At 70.1% G+C, this 21,265-nt stretch carries 21 protein-coding genes; 7 read left to right on the top strand and 14 right to left on the bottom strand.

Annotation, left to right across the window (positions count from 1 at the left end; genetic code table 11):
- Window positions 1-303: 303 nt before the first annotated feature.
- Genes ACXYX3_RS14865 through ACXYX3_RS14880 form a run of 4 tightly spaced genes read right to left on the bottom strand, consistent with a single transcriptional unit; the run spans window position 304 to window position 3,831 of the window.
- Window positions 304-1,281: a glycine betaine ABC transporter substrate-binding protein gene (locus ACXYX3_RS14865; RefSeq protein WP_241206124.1), complete on the bottom strand. Its 978-nt coding sequence runs from the start codon at window positions 1,279-1,281 to the stop codon at window positions 304-306.
- On the bottom strand, window positions 1,278-2,060 hold the full coding sequence (locus ACXYX3_RS14870; RefSeq protein WP_458608052.1) for an ABC transporter permease: 783 nt from the start codon (window positions 2,058-2,060) through the stop codon (window positions 1,278-1,280). Before ACXYX3_RS14870 ends, ACXYX3_RS14865 begins: the two co-directional genes overlap by 4 nt.
- Window positions 2,057-3,232, bottom strand: coding sequence for an ABC transporter ATP-binding protein (locus tag ACXYX3_RS14875; protein WP_458608053.1), 1,176 nt, complete (start codon window positions 3,230-3,232; stop codon window positions 2,057-2,059). Before ACXYX3_RS14875 ends, ACXYX3_RS14870 begins: the two co-directional genes overlap by 4 nt.
- Window positions 3,229-3,831, bottom strand: a complete 603-nt coding sequence (locus tag ACXYX3_RS14880) for an ABC transporter permease (RefSeq protein WP_241206177.1) — start codon at window positions 3,829-3,831, stop codon at window positions 3,229-3,231. Before ACXYX3_RS14880 ends, ACXYX3_RS14875 begins: the two co-directional genes overlap by 4 nt.
- Window positions 3,832-4,073: 242 nt before the next feature.
- Here ACXYX3_RS14880 and ACXYX3_RS14885 point away from each other — a divergent pair, with 242 nt between their 5' ends.
- The gene (locus tag ACXYX3_RS14885) at window positions 4,074-4,988 is read left to right on the top strand and encodes a TauD/TfdA dioxygenase family protein (protein ID WP_458608054.1); all 915 of its coding nucleotides are present in this window, start codon (window positions 4,074-4,076) and stop codon (window positions 4,986-4,988) included.
- A gap of 5 nt (window positions 4,989-4,993) precedes the next feature.
- On the opposite strand, the gene ACXYX3_RS14890 is transcribed toward ACXYX3_RS14885, so the two are convergent.
- Complete coding sequence (locus ACXYX3_RS14890) at window positions 4,994-5,263, bottom strand: hypothetical protein (RefSeq protein WP_458608055.1); 270 nt, start codon at window positions 5,261-5,263, stop codon at window positions 4,994-4,996.
- A 174-nt stretch (window positions 5,264-5,437) separates the two neighbouring features.
- Between ACXYX3_RS14890 and cobG the strand changes: the two genes are divergently transcribed.
- Genes cobG through ACXYX3_RS14910 form a run of 4 tightly spaced genes read left to right on the top strand, consistent with a single transcriptional unit; the run spans window position 5,438 to window position 9,834 of the window.
- Window positions 5,438-6,592 (top strand): precorrin-3B synthase, encoded by a 1,155-nt coding sequence (gene cobG, locus ACXYX3_RS14895; RefSeq protein ID WP_458608056.1) that lies wholly within the window; start codon window positions 5,438-5,440, stop codon window positions 6,590-6,592.
- Window positions 6,593-6,601: 9 nt separating this feature from the next.
- Window positions 6,602-7,228, top strand: coding sequence for a precorrin-8X methylmutase (locus ACXYX3_RS14900; RefSeq protein ID WP_458608057.1), 627 nt, complete (start codon window positions 6,602-6,604; stop codon window positions 7,226-7,228).
- A 7-nt stretch (window positions 7,229-7,235) separates the two neighbouring features.
- Window positions 7,236-8,738, top strand: a complete 1,503-nt coding sequence (locus tag ACXYX3_RS14905; protein WP_458608058.1) for a precorrin-2 C(20)-methyltransferase — start codon at window positions 7,236-7,238, stop codon at window positions 8,736-8,738.
- A 16-nt stretch (window positions 8,739-8,754) separates the two neighbouring features.
- On the top strand, window positions 8,755-9,834 hold the full coding sequence (locus ACXYX3_RS14910; protein ID WP_458608059.1) for a phosphotransferase family protein: 1,080 nt from the start codon (window positions 8,755-8,757) through the stop codon (window positions 9,832-9,834).
- Here ACXYX3_RS14910 and cbiE read toward each other — a convergent pair.
- Together cbiE and ACXYX3_RS14920 are read right to left on the bottom strand one after the other, a co-directional pair.
- Window positions 9,797-10,984, bottom strand: a complete 1,188-nt coding sequence (gene cbiE, locus ACXYX3_RS14915; protein ID WP_458608060.1) for a precorrin-6y C5,15-methyltransferase (decarboxylating) subunit CbiE — start codon at window positions 10,982-10,984, stop codon at window positions 9,797-9,799. The genes ACXYX3_RS14910 and cbiE overlap by 38 nt on opposite strands.
- A complete protein-coding gene (locus tag ACXYX3_RS14920) occupies window positions 10,981-11,751 on the bottom strand; it encodes an SDR family NAD(P)-dependent oxidoreductase (RefSeq protein WP_458608061.1) in 771 nt (256 codons plus the stop codon). Before ACXYX3_RS14920 ends, cbiE begins: the two co-directional genes overlap by 4 nt.
- Before the next feature lie 35 nt (window positions 11,752-11,786).
- Here ACXYX3_RS14920 and ACXYX3_RS14925 point away from each other — a divergent pair, with 35 nt between their 5' ends.
- Window positions 11,787-12,200 carry a PPOX class F420-dependent oxidoreductase gene (locus ACXYX3_RS14925; protein ID WP_458608062.1) on the top strand — a complete coding sequence of 138 codons (414 nt, stop codon included), beginning with the start codon at window positions 11,787-11,789 and terminating at the stop codon, window positions 12,198-12,200.
- On the opposite strand, the gene ACXYX3_RS14930 is transcribed toward ACXYX3_RS14925, so the two are convergent.
- A complete protein-coding gene (locus ACXYX3_RS14930) occupies window positions 12,197-13,330 on the bottom strand; it encodes a M24 family metallopeptidase (RefSeq protein WP_458608063.1) in 1,134 nt (377 codons plus the stop codon). The two genes, ACXYX3_RS14925 and ACXYX3_RS14930, sit on opposite strands and share 4 nt — an antisense overlap.
- Before the next feature lie 121 nt (window positions 13,331-13,451).
- Between ACXYX3_RS14930 and ACXYX3_RS14935 the strand changes: the two genes are divergently transcribed.
- Entirely contained in the window at window positions 13,452-14,405 is a 954-nt protein-coding gene (locus tag ACXYX3_RS14935) for a 5'-3' exonuclease (RefSeq protein WP_458608064.1), read from the top strand.
- Window position 14,406: 1 nt separating this feature from the next.
- Here ACXYX3_RS14935 and ACXYX3_RS14940 read toward each other — a convergent pair whose 3' ends face one another.
- The 6 genes from ACXYX3_RS14940 to ACXYX3_RS14965 all read right to left on the bottom strand — a co-directional run bounded on the left by ACXYX3_RS14940 (window position 14,407) and on the right by ACXYX3_RS14965 (window position 21,257).
- Entirely contained in the window at window positions 14,407-15,186 is a 780-nt protein-coding gene (locus ACXYX3_RS14940) for a DUF4333 domain-containing protein (protein ID WP_241206110.1), read from the bottom strand.
- A gap of 47 nt (window positions 15,187-15,233) precedes the next feature.
- Window positions 15,234-17,993 (bottom strand): DEAD/DEAH box helicase, encoded by a 2,760-nt coding sequence (locus tag ACXYX3_RS14945; RefSeq protein ID WP_458608065.1) that lies wholly within the window; start codon window positions 17,991-17,993, stop codon window positions 15,234-15,236.
- Complete coding sequence (tatC, locus tag ACXYX3_RS14950; protein WP_241206108.1) at window positions 17,983-18,930, bottom strand: twin-arginine translocase subunit TatC; 948 nt, start codon at window positions 18,928-18,930, stop codon at window positions 17,983-17,985. The genes ACXYX3_RS14945 and tatC overlap by 11 nt, the downstream gene beginning before the upstream one ends.
- Before the next feature lie 75 nt (window positions 18,931-19,005).
- Window positions 19,006-19,254, bottom strand: coding sequence for a Sec-independent protein translocase subunit TatA (tatA, locus tag ACXYX3_RS14955; protein WP_241206107.1), 249 nt, complete (start codon window positions 19,252-19,254; stop codon window positions 19,006-19,008).
- A 30-nt stretch (window positions 19,255-19,284) separates the two neighbouring features.
- Entirely contained in the window at window positions 19,285-20,259 is a 975-nt protein-coding gene (locus ACXYX3_RS14960; protein WP_458608066.1) for a helix-turn-helix transcriptional regulator, read from the bottom strand.
- Complete coding sequence (locus ACXYX3_RS14965; protein WP_241206105.1) at window positions 20,256-21,257, bottom strand: helix-turn-helix transcriptional regulator; 1,002 nt, start codon at window positions 21,255-21,257, stop codon at window positions 20,256-20,258. Before ACXYX3_RS14965 ends, ACXYX3_RS14960 begins: the two co-directional genes overlap by 4 nt.
- Window positions 21,258-21,265 lie beyond the last annotated feature (8 nt).

A 21,265-nucleotide genomic window follows, 5' to 3' on the forward strand; every position in this document is an offset into this window, starting at 1 on the left:
ACGGGGGAGAGCTCCGTGACCTCGGCGTCGCCGACGGAACCGAATGAGGGACTTACCGGCCGTCGAGCGTCAGCGGTTCCAGCGGCCGTACCAGGTCTGCCGGTAGGGCGTTCCCGCGGCGATGATGAGCCCGGCGACCACGATGGCGAATCCGATGAGTGCGAACATCGTCGTTCCTTTCCCGCGACCCCGTCGATCACGGGGCGCTCTGAGGCCAGACGGTACCGCCGGTACCGGGTTCTGCGCGGAAATGGTGCGGGACAGAACTATGCCCGGAATTTTGTGACCGTTGTCACACCGTGCTCAGTCCACGGTCACGAAGCCCCGCGACACCATCCAGTCGCGCGCGACCACGCTGGGATCGCGGCCCTCCACGTCGACCTGCTTGTTCAGATCGGTGATCACCTCGTTGGTGATCGCCGCGGTGACCGGCGCGGTCACGTCCGCGATCTCGGGATGGGCCTCGAAGAAGCTGCGCTTCATCGTCACCGACGGGTTGTAGTGCGCGAAGAACTGCTTGTCGTCGACCAGCACGGTGAGGTCCAGCGCGGCGATCCGCCCGTCGGTGGTGAAGACCTCGCCGAAATCGCACTGCGTGCCCTCGGCGGTGGCCTGGTAGATGATGCCGACCTGCAGGATCGGCGTGATCGCCCGGGCCGGGTCGAAGCCGTACGCCGTTGCCATGCCGGGGAATCCGTCTTGACGGGCGCGGAACTCGGTGTCGACGCACGTGCGCGCCGCAGCCGGGTCACGCTTGACCAGTGCGGCGTAATCGGACAGTGTGCGCACGCCGGTGCGCTCCACGGTGCGGGCGCTGGCAGCCAGCGCATAGGTGTCGTCCATCGGCCCGGGCTCCAGCCACACCATGTCGTTGCGGGCGAGATCCTCGTCACGCACCGCCTCGTACTGCTCACGCGTGTCGGGCAGCGGCTTCTCGTGGCCGAGGTAGTTGATCCACGCGTTGCCGGTGAACTCGTAGGCGACGTCGACCTGGCCGGACAGCTGCGCGCCGCGAGTACTGCGACTGCCCACGATGCCGGTCAGATCGCGCACCTGCGCACCTGCCGCCGCGAGGGTGTACTCGAGGATGTAGCCCAGGATGACCTGCTCGGTGTACTCCTTGGAGCCGACCGTGATCTCGACGCCCTCCAGACCGGGCGTCGGCTGGATCGAACCCGGCTCCACCTTCAGCGGTACCGCGCTGCCCGACCCCAGCCCACAACCGGTCGTCACCAGCAGGACCACGGCGGCGAGCGCGGCCAACCGCCCGCGGCCGTTCACCGCAGACCCTTGGGGCCGACGAAGAACTCGGCGAGCCCGCCGAGCCAGTCCACCAGCAGCGCAAGGCACACCGCCAGCACGCTGCCCAGAATCAGCGTCACGTTGTCCTGCAGCTTGTAACCGGTGTCGATGAGGATGCCGAGGCCGCCGGCGTTGACCAGAAACGACAGGGTGGCCGTGCCGACGGCCAGGACCAGCGAGGTCCGCAGCCCGGCCAGGATGAACGGCACCGCCAGCGGGAGTTCGACGCGTGCCAGCAGCGCGGTACGCGACATCCCTTGTCCGAGGCCGGCGTCGATCATGGAACGGTCCACCCGGTCGATACCCAGGATCGTGCTCGACAGCACCGGCAGCAGCGAATACAGCGCGATCGGCAGCACGCCGATCCAGAAGCCGGTGCGGGCGGTCAGCAGGAACAGCAGCACCAGCAGACCGATCGCGGGAGCCGCCTGACCCACATTGGCGATACCGATGACCAACGGCCGCAACAGTTTCGCGCCCGGCCGCGTGACCAGGACACCGAGCGGGACGCCGATCAGCACGACGATCGCGGTGACCGCTGCGGTGATCAGCAGGTGCTGCCAGATCAGCGTCGCGACGTTGCCGGGGTTGATGTTCTCCTGCTGAGTGGCGGTCAGTTCGCGATTGAAGGCCCATAACACCACGGTCGCTGCGACGATGATGACCAGCACGGGCTGGACGAACAGCCGCAACCGCTCCGCGGCGGTGCGCGCCGGTGCGCCGGTCGGCGCGCTCTGGGCGGTGTCGGCCGAGGTCACGAGGGGCCGTCCGCCTCGTTCTCGGTGTCCGCGCTGTCCTCCGCGTCGCGACGAAGCCGGGTGATGGTGTCGATCAGCGTGTCGAGGGTGACGACTCCCTCGTATCGGCCACCGGGTCCCGTCACCACCGCCGACGCGTGCTGCTCGGCCAGGATGGCCTCCAGAGCGTCTTCCAGCGTCGCCTGGGTGCTGACCACGTCCAGGTGTTCTGCGACGTCGGAGAGTGATTCCGCATGCCTGAGCCGGTCGGCACGCACCCAGCTGACCGGACGCTCGCGACCGTCGAGAACCACCGCCCAGTCGCACTCGCTGCCCGCGAGCGTCGCGCGCACCTGGTCGATCGTGTCGTCGTGGTGCACGGAGGGACGCGATTCCAGGGCGACGTCTCCGACACGCAGCAGTCCGAGCTGCCGCAGGGACGCCCCGGAGCCGACGAAGCCGGCCACGGTCTCGTCCGCGGGATTGGCGAGGATGTTCTGCGGGGTGTCGTACTGCAGCACCGCGGACTGCGGGCCCAACACCGCGATGCGGTCGCCGAGTTTGACCGCCTCCCCGAAATCGTGGGTGACGAACACGATCGTCTTGTGCAAGTCGTCTTGCAGGCGCAGCAACTCGTCCTGCAGCGTGCTGCGCGTGATCGGGTCCACCGCGCCGAACGGTTCATCCATCAACAGCACCGGAGGGTCGGCCGCCAGAGCGCGCGCGACACCCACCCGCTGCTGCTGCCCGCCGGACAACTGGCGTGGATAGCGATCGGCGTACTGGCCGGGTTCGAGATCGACCATGTCGAGCAGTTCGTCGACCCGGTCGTCGATGCGCTGACGATCCCACTTGAGCAGGCCCGGAACCAGCCCGACGTTCTGCCGAATCGTCATGTGCGGGAACAAGCCGGCCTGCTGGATCGCATATCCGATCGACCGGCGCAACTCCGTCGGCTTGATCGACAGCGCGTCGTCGTCGCCGATCAGGATCCGTCCGGATGTCGGCTCGCTGAGCCGGTTGATCATGCGCATCGTGGTCGTCTTGCCGCATCCCGAGGGACCGACGAACACGACGATCTCGCCGGCCGGGATGTCGAGTGAGACGTCGTCGACGGCGGGTTCGTCGGCGCCGGGATAGACCTTGGAGACGTGGTCCAGCTCGATCCGAACCCCGGTGACATCGGTTGTCATCGAACACCTTTCGACGTGGTCAGGCGCCCGACGAGGACCAGCAGGGCGTCGAGCGCGAGTGCGAGGATCACGATGAGCAGCGTCGCCGTCAGCGCCATCGGCAGTGCGGTGGGGCTGCCGACGCGGGCCAGCCCCGCAAAGATCAGGTTGCCGAGCCCCGGGCCCTTCACATACGCCGCGATGGCGAGCACGCCCATCGACATCTGGGTGCTCAACCGCATGGCCGACACGATCGCCGGCCACACGAGCCGCAATTCGACGCGCGTCAGTGTGCCCAGCCGGCTCATCCCGATGCCGCGTGCCGCGTCGGTCAGCGCGGGGTCGACGGCGTTGAGGCCGACGATCGTGTTGCGGATGATCGGCAGCAGCGAGTACAGCACCAGGGCGGCCACGCTGGGAATGACGCCCAGTCCGAACAGCGGGATCAGCAGACCGAGCAGAGCGAACGCCGGGACGGTGAGGATGACGCTCGATGTCGCCGTCGCGAGATTTGCCGCCAGGCCGTTGCGGTAGGTCAGCACCCCTATCGCCACGCCGATGACTGTCGCGATGAGCACGCTCTGCACGACGGCGCTGACGTGCTGATACGAGTCGAACATCAGCTGCTCGTAATGCGTGGACACGTACCCCCACACCGTCGTGTTGGAGGTCACCGTTTCACACCCACCGCTCTCTCGATTGCACGCGCCTTTGCTGGCGCGCAACGCGTCCGTTGGGGGTCGCGTTACCCGATCTCGATGGCGGTCAAACGGCACGGGTTGAACTCCCGGTGAATCGAACCCTGGGCGAGCGGCCGGGTCAGGGAGCAGAGTCGCGCGAGAAGACGCGAGGAGGCAGGTCGATGGTTCATGTGGTCAAACTGGGCGCGGTGATCGGCGCACGCATCGAGGGCGTGGACCTGTCCCGCGGCGTCGACGCCGCCACGGCCGCGCACATCAACGATGCCCTCCTCGAACACAAGGTGATCTTCTTCCGGAACCAGCACGATCTCGACGACGACGGCCAGCTGGCGTTCGCACGCGCCCTGGGGACCCCCACCACCGCGCATCCGACCGTGACATCGCGGGGCACCACCGTGCTGCCGATCGACTCGCGCTACGACAAGGCCAACAGCTGGCACACCGACGTCACGTTCGTCGATCGCATCCCCAAGGCGTCACTGCTGCGCGCCGTCACGCTGCCGCCCTACGGCGGGAGCACCACCTGGGCGTCGACCGAGGCAGCGTACGACCGGCTCCCCGAGCCACTGCGCGCACTCGCCGAGAATCTGTGGGCCGTGCACACCAACACCTACGACTACGCCCGCGACATCGACGGCCGGCGAGAAGCGCTGGCCGACACCGAACGTCAGTATCGCGAGGAATTCGTCTCCGACTACTACGAAACCGAACACCCGGTGATCCGGATTCACCCCGAGACCGGGCGACGGGTCCTGCTGCTGGGGAACTTCGTCGCGGGCTTCGTCGGCCTCGGACGCGCCGAATCAGCGGCGTTGTTCGACCTGTTCCAAGCGCGCGTCACCAAGCTGGAGCACACCGTGCGGTGGAACTGGGAGCCCGGCGATGTCGCGGTCTGGGACAACCGTGCCACTCAGCACTACGCCGTCGCCGACTACGACAACCAATTCAGACGGCTCAGCAGGGTGACGCTGGCCGGTGACGTCCCCGTCGACGTGCACGGGCGGCGCAGCCGCGTCATCGCCGGCGACGCATCCGGGTACTCCGACATCGTCGAGCCGGTGCGGCTGGCCAGCTGAGCAGTTCAGAGTCGATCCATCATCCGCGCCATCATCGCGTCCTCGATGAAACTGGGCCGACGGGTGTGGTTGCGCTGCGGACGCGGCCGGCGTCGGGTGGAGAACACGGCGCGCCACCGGGATCGGCGCTGCGAGATACGCACCGCCGGCGCGGCGAGAGCTGCCGCCGACGACAGCAACACCTCGCGTTCGGTGATGAGCACCTCAGGCTCGGCCAGCACGCCGGCCTCACGGTCGGGCTCACGGATGTGGGCGTCAAGGGCCAGTTCGGTCACGGTGGTTCACTCCTGGAATCCTGCGAGTCCGCCGCGCGGCCCCGTCATGAACGAAAGCTAGGTCCCGCGCCGATCATGATCACGGGTAGCGGAGTACTCGAATCCGGCCGTCGGCGAGGCGGATCCCACCTGCACGCGGCGCGGCGACTACCTGGCGCCGCGTACCGTGGTCGGATGGCCAGGACCCGGGACACCGACGCCTGTCCCGGCGCGCTGCAGACCCACCGGGCCGCCGACGGCGACCTCGCTCGCGTCCGGCTGCCGGCAGGCATGCTGAGCGCCGCGCAGATGGAGGCGATCGCCACTGCGGCGCTCGATCTCGCCGCGCCGGCCCTGGAGCTCACCTCCCGGGGCAACATCCAGATCCGCGGTATCCGCGACGCTGAGGAGCTCGCCCGGCGCCTCACCGGAGCCGGCCTCTTGCCGGCGCCGAACCGGGAGAAGATCCGCAACATCGTCGCGTCGCCGCTGTCCGGACGCCAGGGCGGCGTGCTCGATGTCCGCGCGCTGGTCGAGGCGCTCGACGCGGCACTGCAGACCGACCCCGCGCTGGCCGACCTGCCGGGGCGCTTTCTGTTCGGCATCGACGACGGCCGCGGCGACATCGCCGGCCTCGGCGCCGATGCCGCGGTGTGTGCCGTCGACGGGGACACCGTGGCGCTCGTGCTGTCCGGCGCCGACACCGGCGTGCGGGTGCCTGCAGGTGAGGCTGTCGAGAGTCTGCTGGCCGTCGCCCGCCGGTTCGTCGAGGTGCGCGGAAAGGCCTGGCGGATCAAGGAATTGACTGCACCCGAGGTCGTCCTCGGCGCCCTGACACCGACGGCGCCGGCCGGCCGGACGTGGCCCGTCCGCACCCGGCCCCCGGTCGGCTGGCTCCCCCAGGACGACGGCCGGATCGCACTCGGCGCGGCCGTGCCGCTCGGCGTGCTCGACGCCGAGCGGGCCCGCTATCTGGCCGCGGTGGACGCACCCCTGATCATCACCCCCTGGCGATCGGTGGTGATCGCCGATCTCGACGACGGGGTCGCCGACGCGGCGCTGCGGGTGCTCGCCCCGCTGGGTTTCGTGTTCGACGAGAACTCGCCGTGGCTGTCCGTGTCGGCGTGCACCGGACGTCCGGGCTGCACCCACGCGCTGGCCGACGTGCGCGCCGACGCCGCCGCTTCCCTCGACGACGCCGCTTATTTCGACGACGCCGCTTTCGAGGACCGAGACCCGGCACGGCACCGGCACTTCGTCGGCTGCGACCGCGCGTGCGGCAGCCCCGCCGATGCGGACGTGCTGATCGCGACCGGAGACGGCTACCGGCCGCGGCCGGCCCACCCGTAGGGTGATCGCGTGCTCGACTACATCCGCGATGCCGGGGAGATCTACCGGCAGTCGTTCGCGACGATCCGTGCCGAGTCCGATCTGTCCGGGTTCCCCTCCGACGTCGCGCGGGTCGTGGTGCGGCTGATCCACACCTGCGGTCAGACCGACGTGCCCGACCATGTCGCCTACACCCCCGACGTCGTCGTCCGTGCCTACGAGGCGCTGGCTGGCGGCGCCCCGATCCTGTGCGACTCGTCCATGGTGGCCGCAGGCATCACCCGCTCCCGGCTGCCCGCCGACAACGAGGTGGTCTCGCTGGTCGCCGACGAGCGGGCACCGGCGTTCGCGGCGCAGCACGCGACCACCCGCTCGGCGGCGGCAATCGACCTGTGGGCCGACCGGCTGCCCGGCGCGGTGATGGCCATCGGCAACGCGCCCACCGCCCTGTTCCGGCTCCTCGAACTCGTCGACGGGGGCATCGCGCCGCCGGCGGCGGTGCTCGGCGGCCCGGTCGGCTTCGTCGGGTCCGCGCAGTCGAAGCAGGAGCTCATCGACGATCCTCGAGGCATGTCCTATCTGGTGGTGACCGGCCGCCGCGGCGGAAGCGCGATGGCCGCCGCCGCGGTCAACGCGATAGCGACGACCATCGAATGAGCGAACGATGAGTGAGCGCGGCACACTCTGGGGAGTCGGCCTGGGACCGGGCGACCCCGAACTGGTCACGATCAAGGCAGCACGGGTCATCGGCGCCGCCGACGTGGTGGCCTACCACAGCGCCCGGCACGGCCGCAGCATCGCGCGCGGCATCGCCGAGCCGTACCTACGGGCCGGGCAGATCGAGGAACACCTCGTCTATCCGGTCACCACCGAGACCTCCGAGCACCCCGGCGGCTATGCGGGGGCGATGGAGGACTTCTACCGCGAGGCGGCCGCCCGCATCGCCGCACACCTCGACGCCGGGCGTGACGTCGTGCTGCTGGCCGAGGGCGACCCGCTGTTCTACAGCTCGTACATGCACATGCACACGCGGCTCACGCAGCGCTTCGACGCCGTGATCGTGCCGGGGGTCACGTCGGTCAGCGCCGCATCGGCGGCGGTGTCGACACCGCTGGTCCAGGGCGACCAGGTGCTGACCATCCTTCCCGGCACGATGCCGACCGCCGAGCTCGAACGCCGCCTCGCCGACACCGACGCGGCCATCATCATGAAGCTCGGACGCTCGTATCCCGCTGTGCGCCAAGCACTCTCGGCTGCCGGCCGACTCCAGGACACCTACTACGTGGAGCGGGCCAGCACCTCGCGACAACGCGTGCTCCCGGCCGCCGACGTCGAGGACGGGTCGGTGCCCTATTTCGCTCTGACCATGCTTCCCGGGCCGATGCAGGACCCGGATTCGCCCAGCGCCGCCGCCGCATCGGTCACCGGGTCCGTCACGGTCGTCGGGCTGGGGCCCGGCGACGCGGCGTGGATGACCCCGCAGAGCCGGCGCGAGCTCGCCGCCGCCACCGACCTCATCGGCTACGGGCCCTACCTGGACCGCGTCGGGGTGCGCGACGGCCAGCGCCGGCATCCGAGCGACAACACCGACGAGCCGGCCCGCGCCCGCCTGGCCTGCTCGCTGGCCGAACAGGGCCGCTCGGTGGCCGTGGTGTCCTCCGGAGACCCCGGGGTGTTCGCGATGGCCACCGCGGTGCTCGAAGAGGCCAAGCAGTGGCCCGGCGTCGACGTACGGGTGATCCCGGCGATGACGGCCGCGCAGGCGGTGGCCAGCCGGGTCGGGGCCCCACTCGGACACGATTACGCAGTGATCTCGTTGTCGGACCGACTGAAGCCATGGGACGTCATCGCGGCGCGGCTGGAGGCGGCCGCTCGTTCCGACATGGTGCTGGCCATCTACAACCCGGCATCGAAGACGCGCACCTGGCAGGTCGGCGCGATGCGCGACCTGATGCTGGAACATCGCGACGCCGGCACACCAGTGGTCATCGGCCGCGACGTCGCCGGGCCGACCGAGACGGTGCGGGTCGTGCGCCTGGCCGATCTCGATCCCGCCGATGTCGACATGCGGTGCCTGCTGATCGTGGGATCGTCACAGACGCAGTGGTATTCGGCCGAACCGGGCACCGACCGGGTGTTCACCCCGCGGCAGTATCCCTCGCACTGACGAGAAAGGCACGCCCGTGACCATCCCGCGCACGCCGGCCGACATCACCGCGACGTGGTTGAGCTCGGTGCTGGGCACCGCCGTCAGCGAGACCGTGGTGACCCCGATCGGTACCGGACAGACCGGCGCCACCTACCGGGTGACCGCCACCTACGCCGGTCCGGCGACTCCGCCGGCGACATTCGCGGTCAAGCTGCCCGCGCAGGACGACGCCGTACGCGAGCGGGTGGCGCTGGGTTACAAGTCGGAGGTCGAGTTCTACGCCGCGGTCAGCGCCCATGTCGACGTCCCGGTACCGGCCTGTCTGCACAGCGACATCTCGTCGGATGGAACGGATTTCGTCCTCATTCTGGCCGACATGGCGCCAGCCGTTCAGGGGGACCAGCTCGCCGGGTGCACGGCGGAGGAAGCGGCGCTGGCCGTCGATGCGCTCGCGGGTCTGCACGGCCCGAGCTGGTGTCAGCGGCGCTGGTATGACCTGAGCTCGATCATCATGCCCAAGCCGGGCGACGACGCCGCGGCCGCCGGTATGGGCGAGGTGTCGGCGATGGCCGCCACCATCACCCTGGACCGCCTCGGCGAGAGGATCAGCGATACGGACCGCGAGACGCTCGCGACGTCGATGAGCCTGGTGACGCCGTGGTTGTCGGCGGAGCCGGGCCGGTTCGCCCTGCTGCACGGCGACTACCGGCTCGACAACCTGCTGTTCGACCCGCACCGCACACAGGTCACCGTGGTGGACTGGCAGACCGTCGGGCTCGGACTGCCCGCGCGCGACCTCGCGTACTTCACCGCGACCAGCCTGGCACCGGGCACCCGCGCGCAGGTCGAACGCGACCTGGTGACTCGCTACCACACCGCGCTGTGCCGGTACGGCATCACCGACTATGACCTCGAAACCTGTTGGCAGGACTATCGTCTGGGCGCGCTGCAAGCACCGTTCCTGACGGCGCTGGGGTTCGCGTTCTCCACCTCCACCGACCGGGGTGACGAGATGATCCTGGCCATGCTGAGCCGGGGCTGCCGGGCGGTGCGTGAACTCGGCACGATCGAGCTGATCAGGTCGTACGAGGTCTCGTCACCGACCACTGCGTGACCGGCATCGCCGGGCGCCAGCCCGTGAACGCACCGACGGCTTCGCCGCGGTAGTGCTGATACTTCGACAGCACTCCCCCGTGCCGCGAATACCAGTGCACGAGAACCGCTTCCGATTCGGCCGTCACGACGTTGGCGACGAGCCGACAGCCGGCGGGCAACCGCTCCCAACATGCCTCGAGGAGGCCGGGCGCGGTGACGCCGCCGCCGACGAAGATCGCCGCGGGCGTCGGCGCCTGCGTCAGCGACTCGGGGGCGCCACCGCGGACGTCCAGCGCCACACCGAATGTTCGAGCATTGTCGGCGATCCGGCGGCGCCGCTCGTCATCGCGCTCGAAGGCCACTGCGCTACAGCCTGATCCGGTGCGACACCACTCGATCGCGATGCTGCCGGAGCCCGCTCCGACATCCCAGAGCAGCTCTCCCGGCCGCGGCGCCAGCGCCGCCAGCGTGACCGCGCGCATCGACTGCTTGGTGAGCTGCCCGTCGTGGGAGAACAGATCGTCGGGCAGCACCGCGGACACCCGCTCGTCCGGCAGATAGCGCACCGCGACGACGTTGAGGTCGTCGACGTCACCCGGTGGGCGCGCAGCCCATTCCCGTGCCGTCGACGACCGGCGCAGCTCCCGCGGGCCGCCGAGTTGCTCGAGGATCGTCACCTCCGAATCGCCGCGGCCCGTCGCGGCCAGCAGCCGCGCCAACTCGACGGGGCTCGTCCGGTCCCGGGACAACACCACGGCCTGGCCCCCGCGCCGGATCGCGCTGACCGGTTCGGCGGTGACCAGGCTGATCACCTCGGTGTCCTGTACCGACCACCCGACCCGGGAGCACGCCAGCGTCACCGAGGACACGTGGGGCAGCACCGCGACCCGGTCCGCGCCGTGCGCACGGATCAGTGTGCTGCCGATGCCGTGCAGCAGGGGGTCACCGCTGGCGATCACGTGGACGTCGCCGTCCACCCCGTCGAGCAGCGTGTCGATCGCGGGCAGCAGCGGGCTCGGCCATGGCCGCCGGGCCGCGCGCACACTGTCATCGAGCAGCGCCAACTGACGCTGCGAGCCGTGAATGACGGTGGCCCTTGTTAATTCGGCACGCGCCGGCGGCGCGAGGCCGGCCATCCCGTCGGCGCCGATCCCGACGACGACGATCATCTGGGCAACCTCCGCCACACCGGCCGCGGGGTGACGCGAAACGCTGCCGCGAGCGCGACGAGCGTGGCAGGGACCCACACCACGCTGCGACCTCGCCGCAGTGCCGCCACGGTCGCGTCGGCGACCTGCGCGGGGGTGCTGGACAGCGGCGCGGGCGTCATGCCCTCGGTCATCCGGCCGATCACGAAACCCGGCCGCACCAGCAGCAGTCGCACCCCGGTGCCGTGCAGCGCGTCGGTCAACCCGCTGCAGAATGCGTCGAGCCCGGCCTTGGCCGAGCCGTACACGTAGTTCGCCCGCCGCGCCCGCACCCCGGCGACCGACGAGAACGCGACCAGAGTCCCGCGGCCCGCATCCCGCATCGTCTCCGCGAGGACCGTGAGCAGGCTGACCTGTGCGACATAGTCGGTGTGCACGATCGCAGCGGCATGTGCGGCATCACGCTCGGCCCTGGCCTGATCCCCGAGGATGCCGAACGCCAGTACGGCGGTGCCGATCGCCCCGTGACGCGCCACGATGTCGGCGACGAGTCCGCGGTGCGAGCCGAGGTCGTCGGCGTCGAAGTCGCATGTGTGCACCGCGCGGGCGCCCGCGCCGAGCAGCGTCGCGGTCTCGGCCTCGAGATCGTCGGGTCGGCGCGCGGCCAGCACGACGGTCGCGCCGCGGGCCAGTCGCCGCGCCACCTCGACGCCGATCTCGCTGCGGCCGCCGAACACCACGACCAGATCGGTGTCTGCCGCCTCGGCCCGCTCAGCCGTGTCATTCATGGCTGCGATTATGTCCTGCGCTAGCGTGGACGCCGATGGGCAAGGCAACCACGCGGCTGACAGGCGATGCGATCGCATTCCTGACCGAGCGGCATCTGGCGATGCTGACGACGCTGCGGTCCGACAACTCTCCCCACGTGGTCGCCGTCGGATTCACCTTCGACCCGGCCACCCACATCGCCCGCGTGATCACCACCGGGGGCTCGCAGAAGGCCGTCAACGCCGAGCAGCGCGGCGTCGCGGTGCTCAGCCAGGTCGACGGCGCGCGCTGGCTCTCGCTGGAGGGCTCGTCCACGGTGTACACCGAGTCCGACAAGGTGCGCGACGCCGAACGACGTTATGCGCAGCGCTATCGCACGCCGCGGCCGAACCCCAAGCGGGTGGTGATCGAGGTCCGGGTCCAGCGGGTGCTCGGCTCCTCGGGCCTGCTCGACCGGGGCGACGACTAGCTGCCCACCGGCACGACGACCAGGTCGTGCGGTCGGTTGTTGACCGACACCGCGCCGTCGGCGGTGACGATCACGATGTCCTCGATGCGCGCCCCCCACTCACCCGGGAAGTAGATGCCGGGCTCGATGGAGAAGGCCATTCCCTCCTGCAGCGGCAGGTCGTTGCCGGCGACGATGTAGGGCTCCTCATGCACCGACAGGCCGATGCCGTGCCCGGTGCGGTGCACGAAGTACTCGGCCAGCCCCTCGGCGGCCAGGACGTCGCGGGCTGCGGCGTCGACCTGTTCGGCGGTGACCCCGGGGCGGACGGCGGCCACCGCCGCCTGCTGGGCCCGCTGCAGCACCGCGTAGCGGCGGGCCACCTCGGGGTCGGGCTCGCCGAGGCTGTACGTGCGGGTGGAGTCGGAGTTGTAGCCCGGCTCGTAGGGCCCGCCGATGTCGACGACCACGACGTCGCCGACCTGCAGCTCGCGGTCCGAGCATTCGTGGTGCGGATCGGCCCCGTGCGGGCCGGAGCCGACGATGACGAACGCCGCCTCTGAATGCCCCTCGGCGACAATGGCTTCGGCGATGTCAGCGGCGACGTCGGCTTCGGTGCGGCCGGGTACGAGGAAGTCCGGTACCCGGGCGTGCACCCGGTCGATCGCGGCTCCGGCCTTGCCGAGCGCGTCGGCCTCGCTGGCGTCCTTGACCATGCGCAGGGTGCGCAGGACCTCGGTGGCGAGCACCGGCATCTCGCCGAGCAGCCCGGCCAGCGGCAGCAGGTGCAGTGCGGGCATCGCGTCGGTCACCGCGACGCTCACCGGGCCCCCGCCGAGCGCGTCGGCGACCAGCGCATAGGGGTCCTCGCCGTCGACCCAGTCCCGCACCGTCACGTCGAGTTCGGGCACCGCTGATTCCTTCAGCGCCGCCAGCTCCATCCGCGGCACCACGATCGTGGCAGGGCCGTCGGCGGGCAGCACCAGGGCAGTCAGCCGCTCAAAGGTCTGCGCCCGGGAGCCCACCAGGTAGCGCAGGTCGTAGCCGGGGGTGATGACGAGGCCGGCCAGCCCGGCGTCCGCGGCGGCGCGCGCCGCGGCGGCCAGGCGGTGGGCGTACACGTCGGTGCTGAAACGGGACTGTGCGCTCATGCCCACCAGGCTAGTGCCCGCGTTCCTTCGCGCGACCAGACGCGAACTCGAGCGACACGCCGGGCAGAACACTCGAGTTCGCGTCTGGTCGCCGGAGAAACGCGCCTGGCAGGATGGCGGCGTGACTGCTCCCCTGGTGCTCCTCGACGGCGCGAGCATGTGGTTCCGCTCGTATTTCGGTGTGCCGTCGTCGATCACCGCACCCGACGGCCGCCCCGTCAACGCAGTGCGAGGGTTCCTCGACGCGGTGGCCACCGTGATCACCCGCGAGCAGCCACACCGCCTGGTCGTGTGCCGTGACGACGACTGGCGCCCGCAGTGGCGCGTCGACCTGGTGCCGTCGTACAAGGCCCATCGGGTGGTGCAGGAGAACCCCGGCGACGAGCCCGATGTCGAGGAGGTACCCGACGAGTTGACCCCGCAGGTCGACATGATCATGGAGATCCTCGATGCGTTCGGTATCGCGACGGCGGGCGCCCCCGAGCACGAGGCCGACGACGTGCTGGGCACGCTGGCGAGCCGGGAGACCCGGGACCCGGTCGTCGTCGTCAGCGGGGACCGCGACCTGCTGCAGGTCGTGCGCGACGAGCCCACCCCCGTTCGGGTGCTCTACCTGGGCCGCGGCCTGGCGAAGGCCACCAAGTACGGCCCGGGCGAGGTGGCCGAGAACTACGGTGTGCCGATCGACCGCGCCGGACCGGCCTACGCCGAGCTCGCGCTGTTGCGTGGCGACCCGTCCGACGGACTGCCCGGTGTGGCAGGCATCGGCGAGAAGACCGCCTCGACGCTGCTGACCACATACGGGTCGCTGTCCGAGGTGCGCGCCGCAATCGATGACCCGGGCTCGACACTCGCCAAGGCGCAGCGCACCAAGCTGCGTGCGGCTACCGACTACCTGGCTGCCGCCGAGCCCGTGGTGCGCGTCGCGACCGACGCGCCCGTCACGTTCTCCACGCCCGACGACACACTGCCGCTGGCCGCCGCACACCCGCGCACGGTCGCAGAACTCGCCCAACGCTACGGCGTGTCGTCCTCGGTCGGCCGCCTGCAGAAGGCGCTCGACGGGCTGCCCTGACCTACTTGGGCCGGCCCACCTCGTAGGTGCCCTTGTCGTCCTGGAAGGTGACCGTCACCTGGCGCTTGGTGCCGTCGATGCTGACTTCGCAGTTGAAGGTGTCGCCCTTCTTCACCGTGGGGCTGACGCCGTTGTTGCATTTGACGTTGCTGACGTTCTTCGCGCCGTACCCGTTGGTCTGATCGGTCAGGATCTGCTGCACACCGGTCTGTGCGGCGTTGACGTCGAGTTTGGTGGTCACGAAGAAACCCGGCTTCCAGAACCCGAGGACCAGCACGACCGCGACGATGATCGCGGCGACCACACCCACGATGGTGCCGATGACGGCCATCGACTTCTTCGAGCCCTCGTCGGAGCCCGGGGCCTGGTAGTTCGGGTACTGGCCGTACTGACCGGGTTGGCCCGGCTGGCCGTACTGACCGGGTTGACCCGGCTGGCCGTACTGCCCGTACTGCGGCTGCTGACCGTAGGCGCCCGGCGGCCCGTACTGCCCCGGCGGCGGATAACCGGCGGGATTGGCCCCGTACTGCTCGGTCGGCGGGTACTGCTGCGGCGGATAGGTGGGCGGCGCCGTGGGCGGCTGGTACTGCGGGTACTGCTGCGGCGTGTAGGCCGGCGGCTGCCAGGACTGCTGGTCCGGCGCCTGCGGCTGCTGCGACCCTGACGGTGGCTGCCAACCCTGGTTGGCAGCCGACTCGTTCGACGGCTGCTGCTCCGCGCCAGACTCAGGCTGTTGACCCGGCCACTGCTGGTTCGGATCAGATCCCTGCGGTCCGCTCATTTCTCTCCTCGGTCGTGCGCGGCTGTGGCGGTGTAGCTGGCCACACACTACCCGGCATCAACGGCGACGATGCCGCGTCGAACGTCGTCGATGGCGCGTTTCGCGGTCGCCCGCAATGCCTGTGACGGCGCAGTGGTGCGGACCTGATCAGCCAGATCGAGCACCTGACGGCACCATCGCACGAAATCGCCTGCGGGCATCGTGACTCCGGTGCCGGGATCACTGGCGGCCAGCGCCGAGGCGAGATCTCCCGTGCTGGCCCAGCGGTACATGGCGGCGACGAAACCGTCGTCGGGTTCGCGGCTGGGGGCGAGTCGATGCCGCTGCTCGTCGGATCGCAGCTCGGTCCACAGCCGGCGGGTGCGGTTGAGTGCGCGCCGCAGCCGGCCCGTCGGCACGTCGGATCCGTCGGTCGGCCCGTGCGCGTCCCGACGCGATTCGTAGAGCACCGACGACAGGGCGGCGGCGAGTTCCGCGGCGTCGAGGTCCTCCCACACGCCGGTGCGCAGGCATTCGGCGACGAGCAGGTCGGATTCGCTGTAGATGCGGGCCAGCAGGCGGCCGTCGGCGGTGACCGACCGGGTGTCGCCGTCGCCCGCGATGTAACCGCGCTCGGTGAGCAGCACCACGATCCGGTCGAAGGTGTTCGCCAGCGAGTTCGTCGCGGCCGCGATCTTGCGCCGCAACGCCTCGTTGTCGCGCTCCATCTTCAGGTAGCGCTCGGCCAGGCGCACCTTCTCCTCGCGGTCGGGCAGCTGATGGGCCCGGTGGGCCCGCATCCGCTCTCTGAGCGTGGCCAGCTCGGGATCGACGTCGGGTTCGGCGGCCGGACCGCCGCGGCGCGTGCGGACCGACGGGACGTCGAGCCCCGCGGCGGCAGAGGTCAACGCCGATGCGAGATCGCGGCGGGCCCGCGGATTGCGGTGCTCGACGCGTTTGGGAAGGTTCATGCGACCCATCGGGCCGATCGCCCCCGAGTAGTCGGCTGAGGAGATCCGGCCCGCCCAGCGGCCCTCGGTCAGGACCAGCGGGCGCGGATCGTCGTCGTCCCGGGCCGGCTCGAGCACGACGGCCAGCCCGCCACGCCGGCCATGGGTGATCGTGATGATGTCGCCGCGACGCAGCGAGGTCAGCGCGTCGTTGGCGGCTTGCCGGCGCTGCAGCCGGGATGCGCGTGACTGCGCCCGTTCGCGTTCCCCGATCTGCGCCCGCAGCCGCGCGTAGTCGAGGATCGGCGCTCCCCTCCCGCCGAAGTCGGCGGCGAGCTGATCGAGCATCTTCTCCGCCCGTTCGGCCCCGCGCACCAACCCCACCACCGACCGGTCGGCCTGATATTGCGCGAACGACCGCTCGAGCAGCTGATGCGCCTGCTCGGGACCCATCCGGTGCACCAGGTTGATGGTCATGTTGTACGTCGGCGCGAACGAGCTGCGCAGCGGGAACGTGCGCGTCGACGCCAACCCGGCCACTTCGGCAGGGTCGACGTCGGGGTTCCACAGCACCACCGCGTGGCCTTCGACGTCGATGCCGCGCCGGCCTGCCCGACCGGTCAGCTGCGTGTACTCGCCCGGCGTGAGCGGGAGGTGTTGTTCGCCGTTGAACTTCACCAACCGCTCCAGAACCACGGTGCGCGCGGGCATGTTGATGCCGAGCGCCAGTGTCTCCGTGGCGAACACAGCCTTGACCAAACCCGCGGTGAACAGTTCTTCGACGGTGTGCCGGAACACCGGCAGCATGCCCGCGTGATGGGCGGCCAGGCCGCGCAGCAGTCCTTCGCGCCACTCGTGGAAATCCAGGACGATCAGGTCGGAGTCGTTGAGGTCGGCGGTGCGGCGGTCGACGATCTCGGCGATCCGCGCCCGCTCGGAGTCGGTGGTCAGCCGCAGGGACGACCGCAGGCACTGCTTGACCGCCGCATCGCAGCCGGCCCGGGAGAAGATGAACGTGATCGCGGGCAGCAGGTTGCGCTGTTCGAGCACGGTGATCACGTCGGCGCGCCCGGGCGTCCGGTAGATGGTGGGTCGTCCGCCCCGATCTCCTCGGCCTCCGCGGCCCCGGCGCTGCCAGTCGGCGAGGCGGTCGGCTTCGCGGCGATGGGAGATGTGCCGCAACAACTCCGGGTCGACCAGCACGTCGCGGCCGGCGCGCGCAGGCCCCGAGGTCCGGTAGTCGAACAGGTCCATCAGACGTTTGCCGACCATGACGTGCTGCCACAGCGGCACGGGCCGGTGCTCGTCGACGACCACGGTCGTGTCACCGCGCACGGTCTGGATCCAGCCGCCGAATTCCTCGGCGTTGCTCACCGTCGCCGACAGGCTGACCAACCGGACGTCGTCGGGCAGGTGCAGGATCACCTCTTCCCACACGGCGCCGCGCATCCGGTCGGCGAGGAAGTGCACCTCGTCCATGACGACGTGCGAAAGACCGTGCAGAGCGGGCGAATCCGCGTAGAGCATGTTGCGCAGCACCTCGGTGGTCATCACGACCACGTCGGCGTCGCCGTTGATGTTCTGGTCGCCGGTGAGCAGGCCGATGCGCTCGGGGCCGTAGCGGCGCACCAGATCGTTGTGTTTCTGGTTGCTCAGGGCCTTGATCGGTGTGGTGTAGAAGCACTTTCGGCCCGCCGCGAGCGCCAGGTGGACGGCGAATTCGCCGACGACGGTCTTGCCCGCGCCGGTGGGCGCACACACCAGGACCCCGTGGCCGTGGGCCAGCGCGTCGCACGCCCGCCGCTGGAATCCGTCCAGCGCGAACGGGAGCAGTTCGGTGAACGCGGCGACCGAGTCAGCGGTCACCTCAGGTTGCATCGTCGTCGATCGACAGCCGCGACGGCGCGGGCACCGGTGATGGCGCCTCCACCGGTTCCGCCGAGCCGATCGGGGCGGCTTCGTCGTCGCTGATGGTGTCGAGGGCACGACGCGCCTTGCGGCGGTCGTTGATGCGGGCGATCTGGATCGCCACTTCCAGCAGGACGGTCAGTGCCAGCGCCAACGCCAGCATCGAGAACGGGTCAGAGCCGGGAGTGGCGAACGCCGCGAACACGAACAGGCCCATGATCAGCCCGCGCCGCCACGCCTGCAGCCGCACGTAGGTGAGCACGCCGACCAGATTGAGCATCACGATCAGCAGCGGGAACTCGAAGCTGATCCCGAACACGAGCAGCAGGTTGATCAGGAAGCCGAAGTACTGGTCGCCGGACAGAGCCGTCACCTGGACGTCACTGCCGACCGTCAGCAGAAAACCCAGCGCCTTGGACAGCACCACATAGGCCAGCACGGCACCGGTCACGAACAGCCCCGCGCCGATGGTGACGAAGGCGACCGCGAACCGGCGTTCCCGGCTGTAGAGGCCCGGGGTGATGAACCCCCACAGCTGATAGAGCCAGACGGGGCACGCCATCACCAGGCCCGCGGTCAGACCGACCTTGAGCCGCAGCATGAACTGGTCGAACGGCGCTGTGGCGAGGAGCCGGCATTCCCCGTCGGGGGCGATCGAGGCACGCGCCGAGTCCGGCAGTGAACAGTAGGGCCCGCGCAACCAGTCACCGAGGCTGGGCAGTCCGAAGGCGCCATGGCTGTACCAGACGAAGCCGAGGATGGTGGTGAGCAGCACCGCGAGGGCCGAGATGAGCAGCCGGGTGCGCAACTCGGTGAGGTGCTCGACCAACGACATGGTGCCGTCGGGGTTGACCCGCGATCGGCGCCGGCGGGGATCGAGCTTCTTGAAGAGTCCTGGGATCTGCACGACGAAGTGGCCTACCTGTTCGCGGGCACTCCGATCACGACGCGGTCAGCTCCCGCGTCGTGTCGAGGTGACGGTTCAGGCGGGGCGCTTGTCCGACGACGGTTCAGTGTGCCCGACGGGCCGCTCGGCGTCCGACACCCGCTCCGAGGAGATCTGGGTCGGCTGGTCCGACTTGCCGTCGGCCTGCATCTCCTTGATCTCCGACTTGAAGATGCGCATCGACTTGCCCAGTGAGCGCGCTGCGTCCGGCAGCTTCTTGGCACCGAAGAGCAGTACGAACACGGCGATGACGATGACCCAGTGCCAGGGTTGTAGACCACCCAATTTGGTTACCTCCAGACGTCGCGGCCGAGTCTACCCGCCGTCCGGGCCCACCCGATAGGCGTCCAGCGCCGCGACCGCCGCCCGTCGCACCCGTTCGGCCAGCTGGTGCGGCTCGAGAACCCGCACCGCAGAGCCGAAACCGAGCACGAACCGGGCCATCCAGTCGTCCGAGGCGTAGGTCATCGCGGCGTCGCACGATCCGTCGGGGTACTCCTGCAGCACGCGCAGCGGGTAGTAGTCGAACATCCACGACGCCGACCGGTCCACGCGCAGCGTCGCGGTCGGCAGCGACGGGTCCGCAGTGTCCGGGTCGAACAGCGATGTGTCGGGGCCGGCCTGCACCGCAGGCGGCGGCGGAGCGGACGGTTCGTCGAGCACCCGGGCGTCGACGATCCGGTCGAAGCGGAACAGCCGGACCGCCTCGGCGGTGCGGCACCACGCCTCGAGGTAGCTGTGGTCGGCGACGAGCACCACGCGGATCGGATCGACGACCCTGCTGGTGAGCATGTCGTGGGAAGCCGAGTAGTACTCGATGGCCAGGGCCCGGTCGCTGCGTACCGCGGTGCGCACCGCCGCAGCGGCCTCGCTCTCCGCCGGCGCCGGCTCGTCGACCGCGGCGCCGTCGGCCGAGGCACTACCCGCCGCGGACTCGATCTTGGCGATCGCGCTGCGGGCGGCCTCCGGATCGACCATCCCCGGCACGTCGACCAGGGCGCGAAGGGCCACCAGGATGCCGGTGGCCTCGGGCGAGGTGAGCCGCAGCGGGTGGTCGATACCCGCGGTGAAGGTGACCTCGATGGTGTCCCCGGAGAACTCGAAGTCGATCAGGTCGCCGGGCCCGTAGCCGGGCAGGCCGCACATCCACAGCTGATTGAGGTCGTCGCGCAGCTGTTTGACGCTCACCCCCAGGTCGGCGGCCGCCTCGTCATAGGTGATCTTCGGGTTGGCCTGGAAGTACGGCACCATGTTCAGCAGCCGCACCAGCCGGGTGCTCAGCGCGGTCATGCCTTCACCTGCTCGACGCCGGCCTGTGCCTGCAGACGCGCCACGACGTCGTCGCGCAGCGAGGCCGGCTCCAGCACCACCGCGTCGGCGCCGTAGCTCGCGATCTCGCGGGCCAGCCGGTCGAACATCCCGATGTCGAGCGTGATCTCCTGCCCCAGCCGCCCGCCGAGCGTCTTCGCGCCCACGACCGTGGCCTGGCGGCGCAGCGCGGTCGCCCGCCCGTCGGCGACCCAGACGCGGGCCTGCCCGGCGCCGGGCCAGTCCCCCACCACGCGCGCCACGATCTCGCGCAGATTGACATCCGCGGGCCGGACCACTGCGCCGGGTTCGCCGATCGGCGTCACGTCTGCGCCGATGCGGGAGAGCCGGAAGGTGCGCACGGCGTCGCGGTCGCGGTCGTGCCCCACCAGATACCAGCGGCCCCGGTCGGTGACCACACCCCACGGCTCCACGGTGCGCGTGGTGTAGGGCTCGCTGCGGGACGGCCGGTGCGGGAACTGCACCGCTCGGCCGGAATCGATGGCGGACAACAGGATTCCCAGCACGTCCTCGGAGCCGCGCAGCCCGGGCAGCGCCGCCGTCGACGTGATCGTGACGTCGCCGTCGGGTGCGTCGACATCCACGCCGGCGGCGCGCAGCTTCAGCAGTGCGCTCTGCGTCGCGGTGATCAGTTCGGGCGACTCCCACAGCTGGGTGGCCACCGCGACGGCGGCGGCCTCGTCCGCCGTCAGCTCGACGGCGGGCAGCGCGTACGCCTCACGGTTGATCCGGTACCCCTCGGTGGGGTCGGTGGACGACACCCGGCCCGTCTCCAGCGGGATGCCGAGGTCACGCAGTTCGTTCTTGTCGCGCTCGAACATGCGCGAGAACGCCTCGTCACTGGACCCGTCGGAGTAGCCGTAGACGGTGTCCCGGATCCGGTCGGCGGTGATGAACGTGCGCGTCGAGAGCAGCGCGATGACGAGGTTCATCAACCGTTCGACTTTGGAGATCCCCACGGCGTAGA

It is taken from the genome of Mycobacterium sp. Panama NTM2 (assembly GCF_054355555.1).